Below are 17,079 nucleotides of genomic sequence, written 5' to 3'. Positions count from 1 at the left end.
TCACACTAACGCGTTACGTTTTGCCATATCGATGAGTTCAACCAGGGATTTGGCTTTGAGTTTTTGCATGAGGCGTTTTTTATAAGTGCTGACAGTCTTGTTGCTCAGAAACATGCCTTTGGCAATTTCTTTATTGGTGCGTCCTTGGGCAAAGAGTTGCAATACCATCAGTTCCCGGTCATTGACTGACTTGAACAGTTCCAGGTCGGCGAAACGCGCGTCATCACTGCGAACAGGATTCAAGGCCTGGCTTGGGAAATAGTTGTAACCTGACAATACGGCTTTTATAGCACTGACCAGTTCACTCAGGTCTTCCCGATCAATTTCTGTTCAGATTGATATGGCAGACCGTGGTTGGTGCGAAATTCATGAAGACTTGAAATGCATGCTTTCAAAAAAAATAATACTGATGAATATTGTTAGACGAAAACTTATACGAGTGAAAGTGCTGTCGGGCGGCCGTAGGAGGTTCACGGCTTAATACTGCCCAGTGACCGAGTGAGCCCTATGTGGGTAAAGTTTAAGTGGCAGGGGCGCGGCGAGCAGAGATCGGGCGTGAACGGCTTGAAGAAGTTTCGTGGTTGGAGATCGATATGATGTTGGGAGAGGGTAGTGACACCCGCTCGGTTGAGTATTAAATGTGCTTGTGATTATTTGGATTTGAGATAAGAACTTACGGGGTGGTTGATAAGGTAATGCGATATCATGTCCCGCTGTATTAATGGTTTGGCGATAAAATTGGATAAGTGTTCTCCTATCAGAATGCCTCTTCTAATCAAGCATCGACTAGTTCCGGAGTTGTTGAAAACCAATCTGTCGGCCATTGCGCAGGTGATGTGCGAAGCGAGGATGTGTTGGTATTTAACAAAATCTTTTCTGTTTAGGTATTTTTCCCTCTCATGTCTGATTAGTGACACAAAGCCTTTCTTTAAAAACGTATCATAAAAATCGTTGTAGCTGATTCGGAATTGTTCAAGGGCAACGCTGAGCAATATGCAATCGGGCGGGAGAGCTGATACCTCAGGGCGGAAAAAATGTGCCGCTCTTTTTATTTTGCGTAAAATTGGGGAATCAATTGGTGTCTCTGAGTTTAGGTACGAGAGTATGTCGGCGCTGCTTCGATAGAATTCCGCCGTATTGGACCTGGGGGGTATTTCTTTGGTGTCATATTTGTACAGCTTCTCGATAAGTCTAGGGGTTGCTCTTAACGGAAAGCCCATTGGGGTCAGCAGTGCTTCAATAATTGAAAATTTCTTTCGAAACAGATCCAGAACGCTGGGCCGAAAATAAAACGATAACTTACCCGCTACGTGAGAGAGTACATTGCGATAGGCCAGGGCTCTTAGGGTGTGTTCGGAAATTTGTGCACGTTTAGCGGCTATAGTAATGCTCAGGTAATTCTGATTTTCCGTAGGTTTTTCTGTGCTTAGGTGAATAGCAAACTTTGAAATTTCGCTTCTTCTATAGATGGCAGTGATTCGGGACTGTGTGGTGGTGGGAAAGGTTAGTGGCTGGATGCCAAAAAATTGCAGCACATCGGCCAGACGGTTTACAGAGATTTTCAGAATTTTGCCGGTGGTTTTGCTATTCAAGTATTTTTTTCTGAATTTTTGTATTTCCGTTTTAGGGATGTAGATTTTCTTCACAGATATGTAGCAGTTTTTCAAGTAATGCCATTTTATGAGCGCATGCACGGCTGCATTTTCAATTCGAAGTGCTTTCGCAGTCTGCGCAAAGCTCAGGAATTGCGCGAAAAAAACTGGATCAGCTGGGAGGTTTGGTAGAATTAACGGAAACGCTTCTGTGGCTCGTGATTTTTTGTGTGCCAACGTTCGCTTGATTGACTGGATGTCTTCTGAGGTAAATAGCCAGTACGACCAGTGGAGTTCGGCATTGTAGCTGGGTTCAACTTGCGATTCGAGAATGGCTTTGCGAATTTTTATGACTTTAACGCCACAGGTTGCTGCAATGTAGTGCGGAGGTTGGAGTCGATCGAGTAAGCAATCCACGTCAGCTGGAAGAAAAAATTTCCTACCTTTCTTGCCGCAATAGAATGGCAATAAACCATCTCTGGTATAAGTTTGTACGACGTTCGGTTTTACATGTAGCCGCCTTGCGACCTCATTGGTAGTCCACATCTCTGACTGTGTGATGGGTAAACGTCCAGCACTCTTGGCGTGATATTCTTCAAGCGCTAGAGATAATGCAAAAATGTCATCATTGGTAAAGAATTTTCTCGTTGCGTTAACGCTTTGGCATATTCGGCGTATGCTGGCGAAGCGTAAGCCCTCCGCTTGCATTTTTCGTCTGGCTTGTCTGGCCGTTAATAGAAAAGGTATATCGCTCTGGATGCTGTCCTGAGACAACGATGTCCTTTTCATGAAGGCATTTATAGCTTCATTCACTTCAGGGCTCTTGAAACCTGAGAAACGGGCGGCTATCCAAGACTTATCGATATCGGGATATATGCTATGCAACGCTGATAGGTGTTGCAGAATTCCGTGCGCATCATTATTGGCAATGAGCATAGCTGCTTCATTAATCTGGCAGCGGCTGGCCTCGGGGGCGGTAGGTTTTTTTGCATAACACTTCCCAAATTGCGAGCAATTATCATAACCTTGTCAAGGTAAGCTTGATCGTGGGTCTTCAAGCTCTGTACAAGATATTGTTCATGTCTGCAGTCCTGGGCAGTGCAGGGAGTACACTTAAGGACAACCCCACAGTAGTGACATTTGCCATGTAGAGCATGCCACCACTTAAAATCTCCACCGCATGCGGGGCAGTGCGCCAAGTATTTTTTCTGGTGGTATGGGCAAACTTCTGAAAGTTTTATGTCTTGAATTTGGCGTTGCCAGCCTTCTTCGAAACAGCCGTCACAGTACACAAAAGAACGTAACCTTAGATAAATGCTAGGTATTTCAATTCCGCTGACCAACAAATTCACCGTCTGGGCGCGGTTTACAGATTTGTAAAATCCACTGAGGACTGCGGGGGCATAGGCCCCCGCCTCTTCTGCTAAAAATTGAGCAATCGCTGATGACTGGGTTACTGCAATGTGTTGTACAGCTGATTCACCCACGCAGTGGCTACTGAATTGACCAATCGTGTGAAATCCATGAAACAGTGTTACCCGCCTGATCAGGCTGTATGGACTTTCTTCAGCGAGCGGAGTTGGTACGAAGATTAGCTTGTTCATGGGTGTACCCCGTTATCAACGCTAGACATTCACTCAGCGTTAAAGTGAACGGATTGGTTGTCTCACTGAGCTGTTTGGGGAGATTCAGGCATTGGCAGGCCTCGAAGAAGTCCTGGCGGGTGAGAGTAGTTGCGTTACGGGTTAAAGCACAGATAACCGCTTCGTGCACGATTTGTCGAAGGTATTCCAGGCTTCCTACGCTCGCAACGTAAAGCGGCGCCATGATCATCAGATCGTGGAGATGAACATCGCCTTCGAACTTCATTAGCTTAAATAACTGCTGATCAAGAACCTTAAGCGTCATGTAATACTCAGAGGTTTCGAGCTCGCTGAACTTGAAGTGCTCCAGATACGCGACGTAGCAGTATCTTCTGATGAACGGTGAAAAACTTTGTTTTTTCTGTTCCTTAAGCAGAAGTTCGCACTCTTCGGTGCCTGCCAGCATGATGGGGATCTCACTCTTGCTCAGTAGTGTTACCAGCCAATCCAAGGTCACGCCGCGTGATTTCTCCGCTTCCGGTTTCAACAAGCGCTGGATTTCGTCCAAGATTATGACTCTGACCCGGCATTTTTTTAGTCGATCTAGGAGTAGTTCGTTAAGCGCATGCACGTCCCCGTGCGGCGGGTAAACGCCCAACGCTTTGAGTAACGTGGTGCAAATCCCCTTGATCGTTACCGGAGCGGGCACAATGCAGTAGAGCGCGGTTATAATTTTGAATATGCCGTCTTTATCGCACTCTATATACGGCGGATTAAAGGTATCGGTGAACAGCTCGCACAGACGAGATTTTCCGGAGCCAGACGGCCCGATGATGAAGGCGCAGCTTGCCGTTTTACGTATTTCAGTGGCTCCCACGGCTTTGGAAAGCTGGGAGTAGGCGAATTGATAGCTGGGAAAGAACACGGTCTGTTTATTGAATTCGACCAGGGCTTGAGCTTTCGATTCATCGAGCATGTTTGGTCACCACGCTCGCATAATCTGGTGGGGTATCAGGGTGGAATTGATAACGTCTGTTGCTGTTATCCTCCCGGACCACTGGAGGGGCGGGCAAGCTCGACCAAGCGTTGAAGTCGCCACGTTCCTCCGCGCGTTTCCGTGTTTTCCATTCAGTTTTGGTTTTCGCGTTGGCCAGTTCTCGTAATATCTGAACCCGCGCCTCGCGTGCGGCACGGTAGTTTGGAGATTGCTTTCTGGCTCTGAGCCGGGCCTTGATCATTTCGTGAAGGTGCATGGTCAAACCCTTTTGATAATCGGGATCAACCGGCATGACTTCGAAGAGTTCGCTTGGCGAATTAGGGTCGCAGACCCAGGCCTTGCCCAGTTCGGAAATGTCATAGAGCAGCCGCAGCGCCCTAGGTTTGCCGGAATGCTGGGTCGCCAGATAACTTACCGCTGGGCCCGTCCAGGCGAGCCCTTTGAAGCGCAACCGGCCATTGTTGGGTTTGACGTAAGCGACACACAGCAGGTGTCGATTAAGGTCTTCCTCGCTGTACCTTTTCCGTTCGAACGCGAGTGTATTGGCCTGGTCTTCGTCCCAAGCTTCCTGGGGGGATTTGCCCAAGCCATCCTGGAATCCCGGATGGTAGGCAGTAACGAGCCAATCTTCGAAGTTTTTCATGACGTCCTCCAAGGTGAGGATGGCATTGGCTTCGGAGTCATAAGGATTTGGCCCCGAAAATGTCGTACCGCGCATGCAATGGACGATGGATGTGGTCCAGGTTTTGAAGAAACTTTCGATGTGCGGTTTTTGATCCGGATTACCCGGTTCACAGTAGGTCACGTCACTGCCAAGGTCCTGAAGGACGCTTTTCAAACGGGCATTGGCGAATTCGCTTCCATTGTCCAGCCGATAACGGCGAGCCAATCCTCCATAGGGATTACTGCTCAACAGTGAATGTTTCAGCGCGCGCATCGACTTTTCGGTGCTGGGCGGGTTGTAGGAGATGTCCCATCCTGTGATTACCCTGTCTCTCACTTCAATCAGCGCAGTCAAGTAAAGGCGCCCGGTCAAGTGGCCGTTCTCATCGACGGTTTCCACATCGATTTCATGGGTATCGCCCTCGACGAGGTTGAAGAACTCCAATGGCCGCCTACATTTTTTACTCCATTTTTGCTTTTTGATGGCTCGACGGTAACCGAGCTGATGGCGGTCGGTCTCGTATCGGTCCAATTCTGTAATGATTCGGTACAGCGTACTGGTCGATGGACAGGCAAGCTGATCGTGTGGAGGCCGTTTTTCGTTGCAAGCGGTAATTGAGCATTGGATGGCACTAATTAGGTCGGTTTTCTTGCACGGCGTAGGCTTAAAGAACAGTTGAGCCAAATTGATCTGGATGAGTTCTTGTACAACCTCTGGCTGCCTGTAAACACGCCGGGTGGGCGAACTCCGGGTTCGCGGGACGAGAGCGAGCTTATTTTCGCCCATGCTCAGGTAGGCTCTTACCCATAGGTAAAGGGCTCCGTAGCTCGGCCTCGCTTCGCCCCTCTGTGCGGCAATTTCGGAGAGCAAAGTCAGCACCGGCTGGCGAGGCAGACGGCCGCCCCAGCGCTCCAACACGGGTAGTACATAAGCCAGCCGTTGAGCCATGATGTTCTGCTGGCGTACATTCAAGGCGTCGACGATCAGGTCCGCCCGCGGAGCAAACGGTGCCTCCTGGGTTTTGACCAAGGTACCATTCCGCCAGGCGCGCACCAGGCGCTCATACGACTGAATCACGATGTGCTTGCTGAATTTCAGCGAGCGCAGTTGATAGCGATTGCCTTGGGCCGCGACCACCTGGTAATCGGAACCGCAGTATTGGTAATGCTCGCCGACATTGAGCTCCAGTGTGTTCATCACATTCACCACACGGGGCTGAGTAAGTTCAGCGGGCGCTGCAGATTGCAATGCAGCCGTTGATGAAACAGCGCACAGGTGATATCAGCCTGTGGAACTCCCTGTTTTAGAAGAAACCTGATCGACACAGTTTTTTGTGTTTGTTCGCGCAGTAGGCGAAGCATATACGGCACGTTGGCGAGGCTGCCGTTGTAGCCTAAATGGTATAGCGTGCGAAGGTTTTGCATCTGGACAGGATGGCAAAACTGACGCTCTTCAACGCATTCGAACCGTAAACCGTTTCGGCTAAACAGTTGCTCCAGTGCGGCACGCCGTATTTGCCATCTTCGATTGCGAGCGCCCGCGTAGCTTTTTACCTCGTACACAACCTGGCCACCGTCCACCAGTGTTGCAAGAAAGTCAGGGGTATAGCGGGTTTTCGACTCGATGAAGCAGATCGTGAAGGGCTGCGATTGGTAGGCGGCGATCGCTGTTTGATATTCCAGATGAATGCAAAAATCGGCCTCCAGTAAGGTCTCGCAGCCTATGGAGACTTGGTTCTTGCGCGAAGCAACGAAGGTCACCAGTTTGCGGGGTTTTCCAAACGCCAACGGTTTGCTCGGTTCGAGCGTATAGCCCGCATGTGGTGCTTGCCGATCATATGGAGTAACCATGGATTGGGCTCCGAGAGTGTTAGCGATGGTTGGTCCACATCACTCACCGCCAAGGCCCTCAAGTAAAGAACTGATATTGGGGAACTCGGGGCTATTGTCCAGGCAATAGCGAAGAGGTTCATCGACATGCTTAGGAGCGAAGCGACGCAGCCTTTTCAGCTGATGTAATTCAGCACTTGACCACTGGTTCGGTGGGGGGGAAGCCTGCTTGTTCCGCGGGTAATTGTTGAGGCCGGCGCGAGTTCGGCCAGGCTCGCTATTGGGGTGATTCGCCAAGGCTTGGACCTTACCAATTGCCCACTCGTACACCGCATACCAAGCGCGAAGGTGTGCCTCGAGTAAAAGGAGTGTCCGTGTATCGGGCAGTATTACGATTTGCATAGGCCCACCCATAGGTTCGCGGACATGGATGTCGGGTGCCGATGCCGACAGCATTTCGACGCTGACCTTTATCCAGAGCGCGCTTAGCAAGAAGCTGAGAAAGCCATGTTCGTATTCGCGAGAAAACTTTCTCGCGAATACGAAACTATCCCAGCGAAGCAAATTCAGGTTGGGGGGCATATTGGCCTGTTGAGACGGATTGGGGCAGCGATGGAGGTTGGCCAGCGACAGCGTTGTTCGCAAAGGAAAGGCGTGGGGCCGAAGCGCTTCGTGGCGCTCAGGTTGAGTGATTGATGAGAGCGGAAAGATCGCCAGCGGGGTCGGTAGACGAGGCGAGCTAAAGGCCGATTCTGCACTGGCGCGACGTCGAGTCGCCTCTTTTCGTAAACGATACCGATTAAGTATGGTGTTCATCACTTCGCTCCAGGCGCCGCGCAGAAGGTCGGCCTGTATCTCAGAGTTGTTAATATTATTAAACGCCTACTTAAATTAAAGAACTTCCCCCTCTTAGTGATTTTTTTTGAAAAATATCTCATTGATATAACATACATATTTTCTAGTATTATCAGTGTGTGTTAACTGTCAGTCTCCGGCACACATTCGCTGTGGACAAAACAGTGCTTCACTGCAGATGTTGGAAGTTGCAATGGAAGGTCGTGCCATGGGCCGCATTTCGTTAGTCCGGCGCCTTAGAAACCGAGTGTTTGCTCATAGCCTGCTGAGTTGCTGGGGATGTCGGCAAAACGGGGGCGCGCTGACCCAATGTGGTGGAGCTTGGCAGCAGCATCGTCAGAATGATCAGTATTTACCCCCCAACAACAAGTGGGCACGGCTACTTGAAGGCAGTGAGTTACGCGAGCCGTGGTTGAGCGCCTTGCTGAAGGCTTATCCTGCCGTGCGGCCTTGCTGGACCAACTCGTTGTGGAACGTCCTGAGTACACTCTGGGATGAGCGGCGCCCCACCGATCATTGGGCGCAAACACTGCACTTGGAAAACGGCTATAAGCTGCCGGCGCATACTTCCTTCCTAATGCGTCGCCTGTTTGGCTGTCCCGATTGGAACAACCTGGGATGTGTCCTTGCCCTATTAGGCTCGAACTCCAAGCAGTTCGCGCCCCACCGTCGCTGGTTACGCACGCATTTTCTGAACTACCTGATCCTGGTGTGTATGGCTGAGCCGATATGCTTCGTCCGTGCACCGCTGTATGAGTTGCTCAACAAGATTTACCTGCGCGGTTTGTTTGAACTTGTTGATGATTGGCCTTCAGACTTCGCCGCCTTCGAGCAGTATTGTGAAGCCGTGGAGCGTTGTGGTGAATGGATGCGCGCTCGCGGCTGGATCGCCGGTTGGGACCTCCACGCTTGCACCCTGTTGCAGCTCTACCGGCCGGACCAGGCAATGCTGCAACAGGAGGTCTTGACGCTGGCCCGTCAGCCACCCTCTGTCGAACTACCGTCATGGATTGCTAGGAAGGTTGAGGCGGCACTCGAGGGCCACCGACGTGACCTTTTTGCTATGGGTGCATAGCCCGACGTTTCCGCTTCGATCGAACCTGCGGCGGTAGCAAAGGGCTTCAGCTAGGGACGGGCTGGAAGCAGAGCTAACGGAGATCTGTGGTCAAGGGTGCCGAATGGCCGAGCAAGTCCTGCAAGCGCGCGATCTGTTGTCGCTGCAACCGCAGCTCGCGACGGCTCTGCCGTTCCGTGAGCACCTGACGCTTGACCCGTTCGCGCAGGCTGGCGTGTTCGGTGGTCAACGCTAGGACCCGCGCCTGCGCACTATGCTCGCGGACTTCTGCATCTTGGTGTTGTTGTCGCAACTGCTGCAATGCACGTTCACGTTGGCGAGCTTGCTGGCCCTGATGGCGCAGCTCACCGACCAGCCGTTCGTTGTCCTGGAATAGGCGGGCGAGTTCATCCTGCTTATCCGACAGACTGATACGCAGTGCCCGCAACTCGTGTTGCAACTGCTGAACCTGCGCGTCGTGTCGCTGGGTGTCCTGCTCCCGCTGAGACAGATGCTGCAGGCGAAAGTGCTTGAGCGCTTCACGCGCTTGGCGGTGCTTGTCCTCCAGCGACTGGAGGTGCGTCGTCCGTTCGAGCAACAGCTGGTTCAGGTCGTGTTCCAGCTGGCCCAAGCGTTGACATTCACCGTCCGCTTGGCGCAGTTGCTCCTGGAGTGTTCGCTCGTGTTCACGCAGGGCCTGCAGCTCACGATCGAGACCGGCGTAAGCGCCCTGCAAGTGATCGAGTTGCGCCTGGTGCTGCAGCCGCTGTTGCTCATATGCCGAACGATCCCGCTGCAGGCGTTGGCGATCCTCGGCGACCGCCTGTTCGGCCAGCACCGTGAGGCGAGCGCTTAAACCGGCGACAAAGCTGTGCAGTTCCTCGTCGGGGGTAGGCGGCTGTGCCTGTTCTCGGGCGCTGAGCTCCTTCAGGTAGCGCTGAATGGTGCTCTTCGAACCGGTGTTGCCCAGCTCCACGCGCACGGCGTCGATGCTCGGGTGCTGGTCGCGGGCGAGCAGCGCTTCGCGGGCGATTTGCACCACGGCCTTGTTGATGCCTCCGCGTGCCATGGCCTGACTCCGACGATTTCGTACTGGTTTACGGAGTATGCAATTACAGCTGTAACCCTGCCTTTAGGACGGCAGGAATTCGGACGGACTGGCGTTCGAGAATGCTGAATTCTTGAACGTGATAAGCCTTTTTCGGCGCGGGGTTCCGGAAAGGCGGTATGCGGGAGGTGGGGTGAGCGATTCAACCGAGCGGTACCTGCAAGCGGCGCGACGCGAGAGCACCCTGCGCCGCTATGCGCAAGCCGTTGAACACTTTGAAGCGGAGTGGGGCGGGGTGCTGCCGGCCTCCAGTGAAAACATCGTGCGTTACCTGGCCGCCTATGGCGCAAAGCTGTCCAGCAACACCTTGCGCACGCACCTGGCCGCATTGGCCCAGTGGCATCAGCAGCACGGCTTCGCCGACCCGACCAAGGCGTCGCGGGTGCGCGATGTCTTGCGCGGTATTCAGGCGCTGCATCCGCAGCCTATCAAGCAGGCAGAAGTGCTGCAGTTACAGATATTGGAAGCGTGCATCAAGGGTTTGGCCGGGCAGCTGACCTCCGATCAGTTGGCGGTGCGGTTGCGCGCGGCGCGGGACCAGACGTTGCTCCTGATAGGCTTTTGGCGTGCGCTGCGTGGCGACGAACTGTGCCGTCTGCGTGTCGAGCATATTCAGTTGCGCGAAGGGCAAGAGTTGGAAATCTTCCTCGCAAGCAGCAAGACCGATCGCGACTACCGCGGCCGTACCTTGGTGGTTCCGGCCCTGAAGCGGCTCTGCCCAGTGGACGCCTACCAGCACTGGCTTGCGGTCAGCGGCATCAAGCAAGGGCCGGTATTTCGCGCCATCGATCGCTGGGGCCACCTAGCGGAGGGGCGAGTCAACCCGAATAGTCTCTCGCGAATTTTGCGTCTGGCGTTTTTGCGCAGCGGTGTTGCTGGCGAGGGTTACACCGCGCATTCGCTGCGCCGCGGTTTTGCCACCTGGGCCAGTCGCAACCAGTGGAGCAGCAAGGCGTTGATGGAGTATGTCGGCTGGCGAGATGTGCAGTCGGCAGCACGCTACATTGAGGCCGATGCTCCCTTCGGCGATTGGGCTCGTTGAGCGCGCCGCCTGCCAAAGCGTTCGTTCAGTCGGGAAGGGCAAAGGTGCAGTGTTGTGACGGATTCCTGGAGGGCGATATCGACGGCATTGTTTCGCCGAATGGCTAGTCGTAAGCTGCCATACTCGGTGAGCTGAGGATGGTAGGCCTGCAGTTTTGGTTGTGAATCTGACCGGTCGCTCACTAAGTTTTTTAAACGCCTGTAAACCGCTTTTTTGATCTGTAAGTCAGTGAGGTTAACAACTCAAAAAAGTAGTTTACAGCATCGCTTTTCTTCATTCGATTGCTCTTCTCCTACCTTCAGAAAGGCTGCGTGAAACGTCCATTGTTCTCTCGGTCGACCGCTTTCAGCCGACCCATAGCTGCCGGTCAGCAGCGGCTGAATTCGGCCAATTACAGACATTGAAATTGGGGCACTAGCGAACTTTCGTCACGTCGATCAAGCCTATCGCAGCTGCTTAATACGCTCCTGGAGAGCCAGGGCGACAGGGATGTTCATGGCTGCCAGTGCGGCCGCTATCTCGATAAGAGCTTGCCGCGCCTGAGCATATTGTGACAGGGCCTGCGCGTCGGAACCCAATGCCGTCGCCACCAGCTCCACTAATGCGTCGCTCGTACCCTCGCGGTACCAGCGACCGGAAGGCTCGCGTTCCTTCAGCATCGCGGCGAGCCAGGTAAGCCCATCAAGCCGAAGTGGGGCTCCGAACATTGTCGTCAGGAAGTGGCAGAAACGGGTGACGCATTCTTCGTTGCGAGTCAGGTGCGTAGCGGCCCAGCGTTTATAGAGATCTTTCATCCGCAGAGCCGCGCCAGGGTGCAGCCGCGACAGGGCATCCTCATTGCCGAAGCCAAGCAAGCCGCAGGTCAAGCGATCGCCGTAGTACCAGAGGCCAGGTTGAGACCAATCGGCTGAGAGACCGTACTCCGCGGTAGCACGCCAGACGCGCTCAAATGCCACCGGGTCGTCACCTTTTCCGAGGCGCAGGAACAAGCTGTGAATAAAGTGCTGCAGCGAGGAGTGTGCGGCCGGACCGTGGACGAGAACGGGGGCCCAAACCGTGCGCTCCTGCCCTGCGGGCGCGGCGATCGCCAGGGCCGCGAGCTTTTGAAGGATGTCGTAGCCAAGGTTCTGGCTCGGCAAGTCGTACTCGCCATGCTTCTTCGCGCGCGCCTTAGCGCGCGTGGCGTCGTAATCCCAGATGCGCAGTGCCAACCGCGTGTCGAGATCGCGGTCGCCAGTGCCACTGCCTTCGATGAGCCAGTTAAACAGTACTTCGAGTATCTGACCGTCTAGCGAACCACCTCGTTCGCGCTCCGGCTTTCCACGCCAAGTCTGATGGCCGGCATTGTAAAGCCGCGTCCGGCGCTGGAAGTCCAAACGTTCTCGGCCCGCGGCAACACGCTTGAAATCGAGATCATCCGGAGTCGCGTTCGGTCCACGGAGTGGAAAGCGCCGCAGCCGCGCGAGCCACACTTTCCAGGCGCGCTCAGTATTGTCGACATCACCATGGCGCGGAGCTAGCAGGATGAGGCCCGACCAGAGTAGCCCGGCGCGGAGCAGCCGCCACCAAGCGGTGCCAAGCTGCTCTCGATTGGCGTAGGCGACGCCGACCACAACGGCGGTCGCTTGTGTGTCGCAGCTTGTCAGAAGGCACAGGACGGCGGTCTCCCATTCCTGAACGCCCTCTCCACCTGTGAGCCAGAGGTGCATGATTGCATAGGCGACGAACTTCAGCTCGTCAAGGAGGTTCCCTATGCGTTGAACGCGAATCTCTTCTACTGTCGACGCGACCGCCGCTATACAGACGCGCACGACTTCGAGCGCGTGCTCCTGCGCTTCGGGGTTCCGGGCGAGCCAAGCGCCTCCCAATACGACAAGCGTACTGGCCGCAGCGAGACGGCATTTCGACTTCGCGTCCTCATCTTCGCCTTCTGCTCCGGTCTTACATTCTTGGAACAGACTAAAGAGGTACGCGGCCTCATCGTCGGAGAGCGGCTCGCCGCCCCAAAGCCGCTGCTCGCAACGATCCGGCACGAGTAGATACGCAAGGGTTGGTGCGCTTTCGGTCTGCCACGACTGCACTGCGAGGCGCAGTTCATCAGGGTACACAAGAGCTTCAGTTTCCTCGCCCGTCGCCGGGTCGGTGGCGGTCTGGTAGTTGGCCCGGTCGAGCGCAGCGAATAGCAGCTTGAACTCCAACGCTTCCTTCGGATCTTCAGGCAACGCCCAAGTGGACAGTAGCGCTTGAAGACGCCCCGCAAGGTTGTCGTCTGTCCGTAGGAGTTCGACAACGACATGGACGAACTTCTGCTGGCGATGGGGAGCCAGGGTCCAATCACGGGCGAAGTCAATCATCGTCTGGCCGTCCCTGAGCCAGCTCCAACCAACAAAGTTATGGCCAACCTGCTCCACGCGGACACTATCCCAAAAGAACAGGTCCGGGAACGTAATCAGGGGAGCGAGGGGCCCCAGCAGAAGCGATGGCCGATATTTAGCGATGTTGAGGAGTACGCTGACGAGCGCTGCTGAGTTTCCCTCCCGAAGTATTCTCTCGATATCAGCGGTGATGTCCTCCCCCGTATCGAGCCGCATCGTAAGCCAGCGCTCCAACGCATCCAGAGCGCAGAACAGGTTTCCGTTGCGCATCGATTCATTGGACTGCGGCCAACCGAATACCTGCCACCAGCCAGGGAAGGTCTTCTCCGACCCGTCCGCAAATTGCAGTGTTATTCCGAGAGCCTCGCCGATCCGCCCCTTCATAACCTTGGCGACCCAGCGCTCCGTACAGAAGTTCACCAGCGCGATAAGCGAGGTGAGCGCCATTTCCGGAGCCAGCTGGAAGAAGGGGAAGAACGGGCTTTTCCAGAAGGCCGTCGGATACGCGTCCTGAGAGTATTCGAGTCCGAGCTCCATTTCGAACCGATCAGACCCATACTCCTGTTCTGGCTGGTCTTCGACGATGAGCGCGAGCAGGACTTCGGCTGCAAGCTCAGGCTGCGCACGCATCAGAGACTGGATGCCGTTCCCCTTGATGCAGGCGGTCCGAAAATCCATGTCGATCTTGTCGCTGGCCCCTAGCGGCCAAGGCTGCAATCTCTCGCGGAACGACCCTAGAGTGCGCGGTATTTGCTTCCGTTTTTCGTGCCGCGCCTTGTATCCGATATCGGTCTTCAGACGCTCGGCATGCGCCTTCGCCTTCTGTCGCTGAACCTCGTCGATACGCCGTTTGACGTCAGCGTCGACCTCTCGACGTCCCGCAAGTTCGAGCGCCCAGTTCTTGACCTCGGTTGGCAGGTCGGCCGCGCCAGCCAGTGGCGCGGTGTACAGCAACGGCTCGTGCGTCAGGTACATCACGCCGCGGCCCTTCTCGACCTGCGCGGTCCGAGCCATGGCCAGCGCCATCTCCGCCATTTCCAAACGGAAAGGCATCAGATTGCCATTGCTTAACGTGCGTGGCGTCTTCGACAGCCAGGTCTCGATAACCTTCGCGAGAGCGGATGAAACCAGCCCAGCCAGTCGCTCCCGCTGCGCGATGAGGAAGCGTAGAACGGGCGGCCAACGGCCGAAAACAATGGAGCGGTACTGCGCTTCCATGTACAAGCCGACTGCCACGTCCAACCCCTTTCCGCCGCCGGTCGGCACCGTCGCGATGTGATGGAAGCGTTGGAGCAGCCGGGTGAAGTATTTCGCGCCGTTGTCGAGCAGGAGGTCGACGTGTTCGGTCATGAAGCGTTCGGCGTCGGAGTCCAAACAGAGCGCATCAAGGAGGATATTGCCTGCCAGGTCGTTGTTCGCGGCTTCCGCGTCCCCGAAAGCGAGGTCCCAGGCCGTGCCATTCTCAGCCGGCTGTCGCAGCAGGAACTGGCCCAGCATCCGGAGTGCGTTCGTCCAGAGCGGATTGTCGGCCAAGACGGCCCACTGCGGCGTATCTGTCCAAATCTGCTTCAAGAACTGGAAACGCGCCCAATCCGCCGCGAGATCGTGCTCGAACTCGATGCGGTTGGTCCGCTCGTTCAAGCGAAGCGGAAGCTCGTCTGGGCACGGCGTGAGCGTCGCCGTGTCCGCCGGTTCCAGGTCAGTTAGCGCGAAGCTTCGCTCGAACGAGGCCTCTCGCTGGGCGAGGCGCATCATCAGCGCCTTCACGTCGGTGCGGTCCTTCGTCCAATATTTCCAGAGGCGATCGGCAATGGCGGTGTGAGACGCCAGTCCACCAGCGTTCGCCCCCAGCGCCGCCCCCGCCTTGATGACCCACGCCAATGTCCGCAGGTTCGTCAGCGCCGCAATGGTGTCGTCATGCGCGGCCAACCAGCCCAAGGTGTATGAAGGCAGAAGCGCTAACTTCACAGCATCGTGCTTGAGCGTTTCGACCTCAACAGGATGCGCTTTCCGCCCGCCGAGTACCGTCTCTTCGCCTTCGACCCAACTCTGAGTCTGCGTGACGATGACGACACGCCACGCGCCCTCGCTCTCTTCGCTATCACTCGGCAGAGAAGCTTGAAGCAGTTGGCGGATGACGACGAACTCGCGGGCCTCGACGCGTTCCGCGGAGTCGATAACCAGCACGTTATGTGGCTTCACCGTGACATTCAGCACCAGCGAGAGTTCGTGCGTCAGAGGAAGAGTGCCACGGCGCGCGGCGCTAAGCGCAGTCTTCAGTTCTTCCGGGCCGAACCACACCTGGTTCCAGGACGGATACGCGTCGTCCAACACAGATTTGACCAGCGCTGACTTGCCGGAGCCCGACTCCCCGAAGACCACCGTGATTGGGTGATTGGCGACAGCTGACTGGAGCGACGACTTCTCCGCTGTTCGCGGGACGGCGTAGCCAGACGGTAGCTCCGTCTCTATCCGCGCCTTGTAGTCCGCGGTAATGTTGAAGAGCGTCTCCCAATCACGCTCGAAGTCGGGATGATGGCGGAGGCCGAACTGGCCTCGGAGCAAGCACAACAGGTCCGGGACGGTGATGGTCCCGCTGCGAAGGCGCACCTCCTTCGCGACGTTGATGAGGCCCTCCCAAAGAGCCTGCGCTTCGCCGTCGCTGCCAGACGCGAGCAAGCGTCGGCATTGCGCGATGGCCTGGGCCTTGTTTTCGGAGTGTGCGAGCTGCAAGTCGGTGGGCAGCACGTGCAGGCGGCGTATGAGCTCGATTGTCTCCTCGTCGGACGCACCGCCGTGTTTTTGGACGCTGTCGAAGACACCCGACTGATTCTTGTTACTGCGGATACGGCTCATAGTGAGCGAAGTATCAGTGCCGCTGCACGCGTTTTTCACTTCGCGCCACGCCGGGTCGAACGTCTTTTGGGTGCCGAGCGTGACCAAGGCCAGTCCGTCGACTGCGCGGTTGAACGGCCCCTGCGGATCACGCCACTGTTCCCAAGCGCGCATCACGAAGTCAGCGGGGAGGCCGGCCGCGGTCACCTGCAAATTGCCCTTCGCCGAGATCGCAAGCCGCCGCGGCGCGGTGGTGGCCTGGGCCGTCAGCAACAGGTCGTCAATGCCCCAACCCAAGGTCGAGACTTGGGCCTGTATCTGCGTGACTACGCCACCGATACCTGGTGCCTGCTCACCTGACAGGGCCTTCACCAACTGCCAGGCGCTTATCAGGTCCTCGAACTCGAACCCGGCGCCGCTCGTCGACCGCAGAGTCGCGGACGCGGGTTTCGCGCTGCCGCCGCGAGTTGCTTTCGGCTTTGATGTGTTCTTAGTTGGGGCCATTAGCTTCCGAATGCTTATAGCTGTGCCATATTTGTTGGCAAGAAGCAGGGGGCGCAGGTTCCACGCAGCCCTATGGTGGGCTTGAAGCGCGTCGAAGGTCCCCGATTGCTAGTTCAGCAACACTGAGTTGCGCCAGCAAAGTGTACAGTCGAGTAGGTGCCGAAGCCACCGAGCTGGCAGCACCCGGGACAGACCTCCGGCACGTCACCAAAGAGTAAGCGGACGAAACTGAACGTCCGATATTGGCCGATTTCTGCCTGTCGTGAAGGGGGCAGTCGACCCAAAGCGGACATCATCGAAACGCGCTGATCGCTGCGCCTTGGCCGTCCTTACTTCAAACTGTTGCAGTATTTGCGACACAGCCTGAATGGCATCCGCGGCATTTTTCCAGCACTGTTCACCCCGTCAATTCGTTAAACCAGAACCGTCAGCTCTGATGTCCACGCCTCGTGTCGTACTCCGTTACTCACCTGGGCTGTTCAGCTTCGGACGCCTCATCCTTTAAATAAGCTCGCCTGCTGCCCTGTCTGCCTCCTTTCAGTAATGTGTTAGTCCACGATCAGCATGCGAATCATCAGTTCAGGATCAATCGACGGACGCCCAATAGGGCTGTAGAAATAGGCGAGGTAATGGCGCAGGTC

Annotated in this window: 10 protein-coding genes and 1 pseudogene; 2 read left to right on the top strand and 9 right to left on the bottom strand. The window is 55.6% G+C overall.

Annotated features, from left to right (window positions below; genetic code table 11):
• The 7 genes and pseudogenes from WLY71_RS18420 to WLY71_RS18390 all read right to left on the bottom strand — a co-directional run.
• Positions 1-318, bottom strand: a pseudogene (locus WLY71_RS18420) (LuxR C-terminal-related transcriptional regulator); the annotation flags it as partial.
• Between the two features lie 332 nt (positions 319-650).
• On the bottom strand, positions 651-2,528 hold the full coding sequence (locus tag WLY71_RS18415) for a MerR family transcriptional regulator (protein ID WP_347804677.1): 1,878 nt from the start codon (positions 2,526-2,528) through the stop codon (positions 651-653).
• Positions 2,438-3,196 carry a TniQ family protein gene (locus tag WLY71_RS18410; protein ID WP_347804676.1) on the bottom strand — a complete coding sequence of 253 codons (759 nt, stop codon included), beginning with the start codon at positions 3,194-3,196 and terminating at the stop codon, positions 2,438-2,440. The genes WLY71_RS18415 and WLY71_RS18410 overlap by 91 nt, the downstream gene beginning before the upstream one ends.
• Positions 3,159-4,151, bottom strand: coding sequence for an ATP-binding protein (locus WLY71_RS18405; RefSeq protein ID WP_347804675.1), 993 nt, complete (start codon positions 4,149-4,151; stop codon positions 3,159-3,161). Before WLY71_RS18405 ends, WLY71_RS18410 begins: the two co-directional genes overlap by 38 nt.
• A complete protein-coding gene (locus WLY71_RS18400; protein ID WP_347804674.1) occupies positions 4,141-6,033 on the bottom strand; it encodes a transposase family protein in 1,893 nt (630 codons plus the stop codon). Before WLY71_RS18400 ends, WLY71_RS18405 begins: the two co-directional genes overlap by 11 nt.
• A 5-nt stretch (positions 6,034-6,038) precedes the next feature.
• Positions 6,039-6,686, bottom strand: a complete 648-nt coding sequence (locus tag WLY71_RS18395; RefSeq protein ID WP_347804673.1) for a TnsA endonuclease N-terminal domain-containing protein — start codon at positions 6,684-6,686, stop codon at positions 6,039-6,041.
• Between the two features lie 39 nt (positions 6,687-6,725).
• Positions 6,726-7,481, bottom strand: a complete 756-nt coding sequence (locus WLY71_RS18390) for a hypothetical protein (protein ID WP_347804672.1) — start codon at positions 7,479-7,481, stop codon at positions 6,726-6,728.
• A 232-nt stretch (positions 7,482-7,713) separates the two neighbouring features.
• Here WLY71_RS18390 and WLY71_RS18385 point away from each other — a divergent pair, with 232 nt between their 5' ends.
• On the top strand, positions 7,714-8,595 hold the full coding sequence (locus tag WLY71_RS18385) for a hypothetical protein (protein ID WP_347804671.1): 882 nt from the start codon (positions 7,714-7,716) through the stop codon (positions 8,593-8,595).
• Between the two features lie 73 nt (positions 8,596-8,668).
• On the opposite strand, the gene WLY71_RS18380 is transcribed toward WLY71_RS18385, so the two are convergent.
• Positions 8,669-9,643 carry a DNA-binding protein gene (locus tag WLY71_RS18380; RefSeq protein WP_347804670.1) on the bottom strand — a complete coding sequence of 325 codons (975 nt, stop codon included), beginning with the start codon at positions 9,641-9,643 and terminating at the stop codon, positions 8,669-8,671.
• 172 nt (positions 9,644-9,815) lie between these two features.
• On the opposite strand from WLY71_RS18380, the gene WLY71_RS18375 reads away from it, so the two are divergent.
• A complete protein-coding gene (locus WLY71_RS18375; RefSeq protein ID WP_347804669.1) occupies positions 9,816-10,724 on the top strand; it encodes a site-specific integrase in 909 nt (302 codons plus the stop codon).
• 443 nt (positions 10,725-11,167) lie between these two features.
• Here WLY71_RS18375 and WLY71_RS18370 read toward each other — a convergent pair whose 3' ends face one another.
• Complete coding sequence (locus WLY71_RS18370) at positions 11,168-16,438, bottom strand: hypothetical protein (RefSeq protein ID WP_347804668.1); 5,271 nt, start codon at positions 16,436-16,438, stop codon at positions 11,168-11,170.
• Positions 16,439-17,079: the final 641 nt, after the last annotated feature.

The organism is Pseudomonas rossensis, from assembly GCF_039888995.1.
In the GTDB taxonomy this organism is placed as follows: Bacteria; Pseudomonadota; Gammaproteobacteria; order Pseudomonadales; family Pseudomonadaceae; genus Aquipseudomonas; species Aquipseudomonas rossensis.
The sequence above is the reverse complement of the archived record's forward strand: the minus strand, read 5'-3'. Positions and strand labels throughout refer to the sequence as shown.

Bases quoted from the DNA above. Each gene is read 5' to 3' on its own strand.
- WLY71_RS18415 (WP_347804677.1), bottom strand. From the start codon at position 2,528: ATGCTCATTGCCAATAATGATGCGCACGGAATTCTGCAACACCTATCA.
- WLY71_RS18410 (WP_347804676.1), bottom strand. From the start codon at position 3,196: ATGAACAAGCTAATCTTCGTACCAACTCCGCTCGCTGAAGAAAGTCCA.
- WLY71_RS18405 (WP_347804675.1), bottom strand. From the start codon at position 4,151: ATGCTCGATGAATCGAAAGCTCAAGCCCTGGTCGAATTCAATAAACAG.
- WLY71_RS18400 (WP_347804674.1), bottom strand. From the start codon at position 6,033: ATGAACACACTGGAGCTCAATGTCGGCGAGCATTACCAATACTGCGGT.
- WLY71_RS18395 (WP_347804673.1), bottom strand. From the start codon at position 6,686: ATGGTTACTCCATATGATCGGCAAGCACCACATGCGGGCTATACGCTC.
- WLY71_RS18390 (WP_347804672.1), bottom strand. From the start codon at position 7,481: ATGAACACCATACTTAATCGGTATCGTTTACGAAAAGAGGCGACTCGA.
- WLY71_RS18385 (WP_347804671.1), top strand. From the start codon at position 7,714: ATGGAAGGTCGTGCCATGGGCCGCATTTCGTTAGTCCGGCGCCTTAGA.
- WLY71_RS18380 (WP_347804670.1), bottom strand. From the start codon at position 9,643: ATGGCACGCGGAGGCATCAACAAGGCCGTGGTGCAAATCGCCCGCGAA.
- WLY71_RS18370 (WP_347804668.1), bottom strand. From the start codon at position 16,438: ATGGCCCCAACTAAGAACACATCAAAGCCGAAAGCAACTCGCGGCGGC.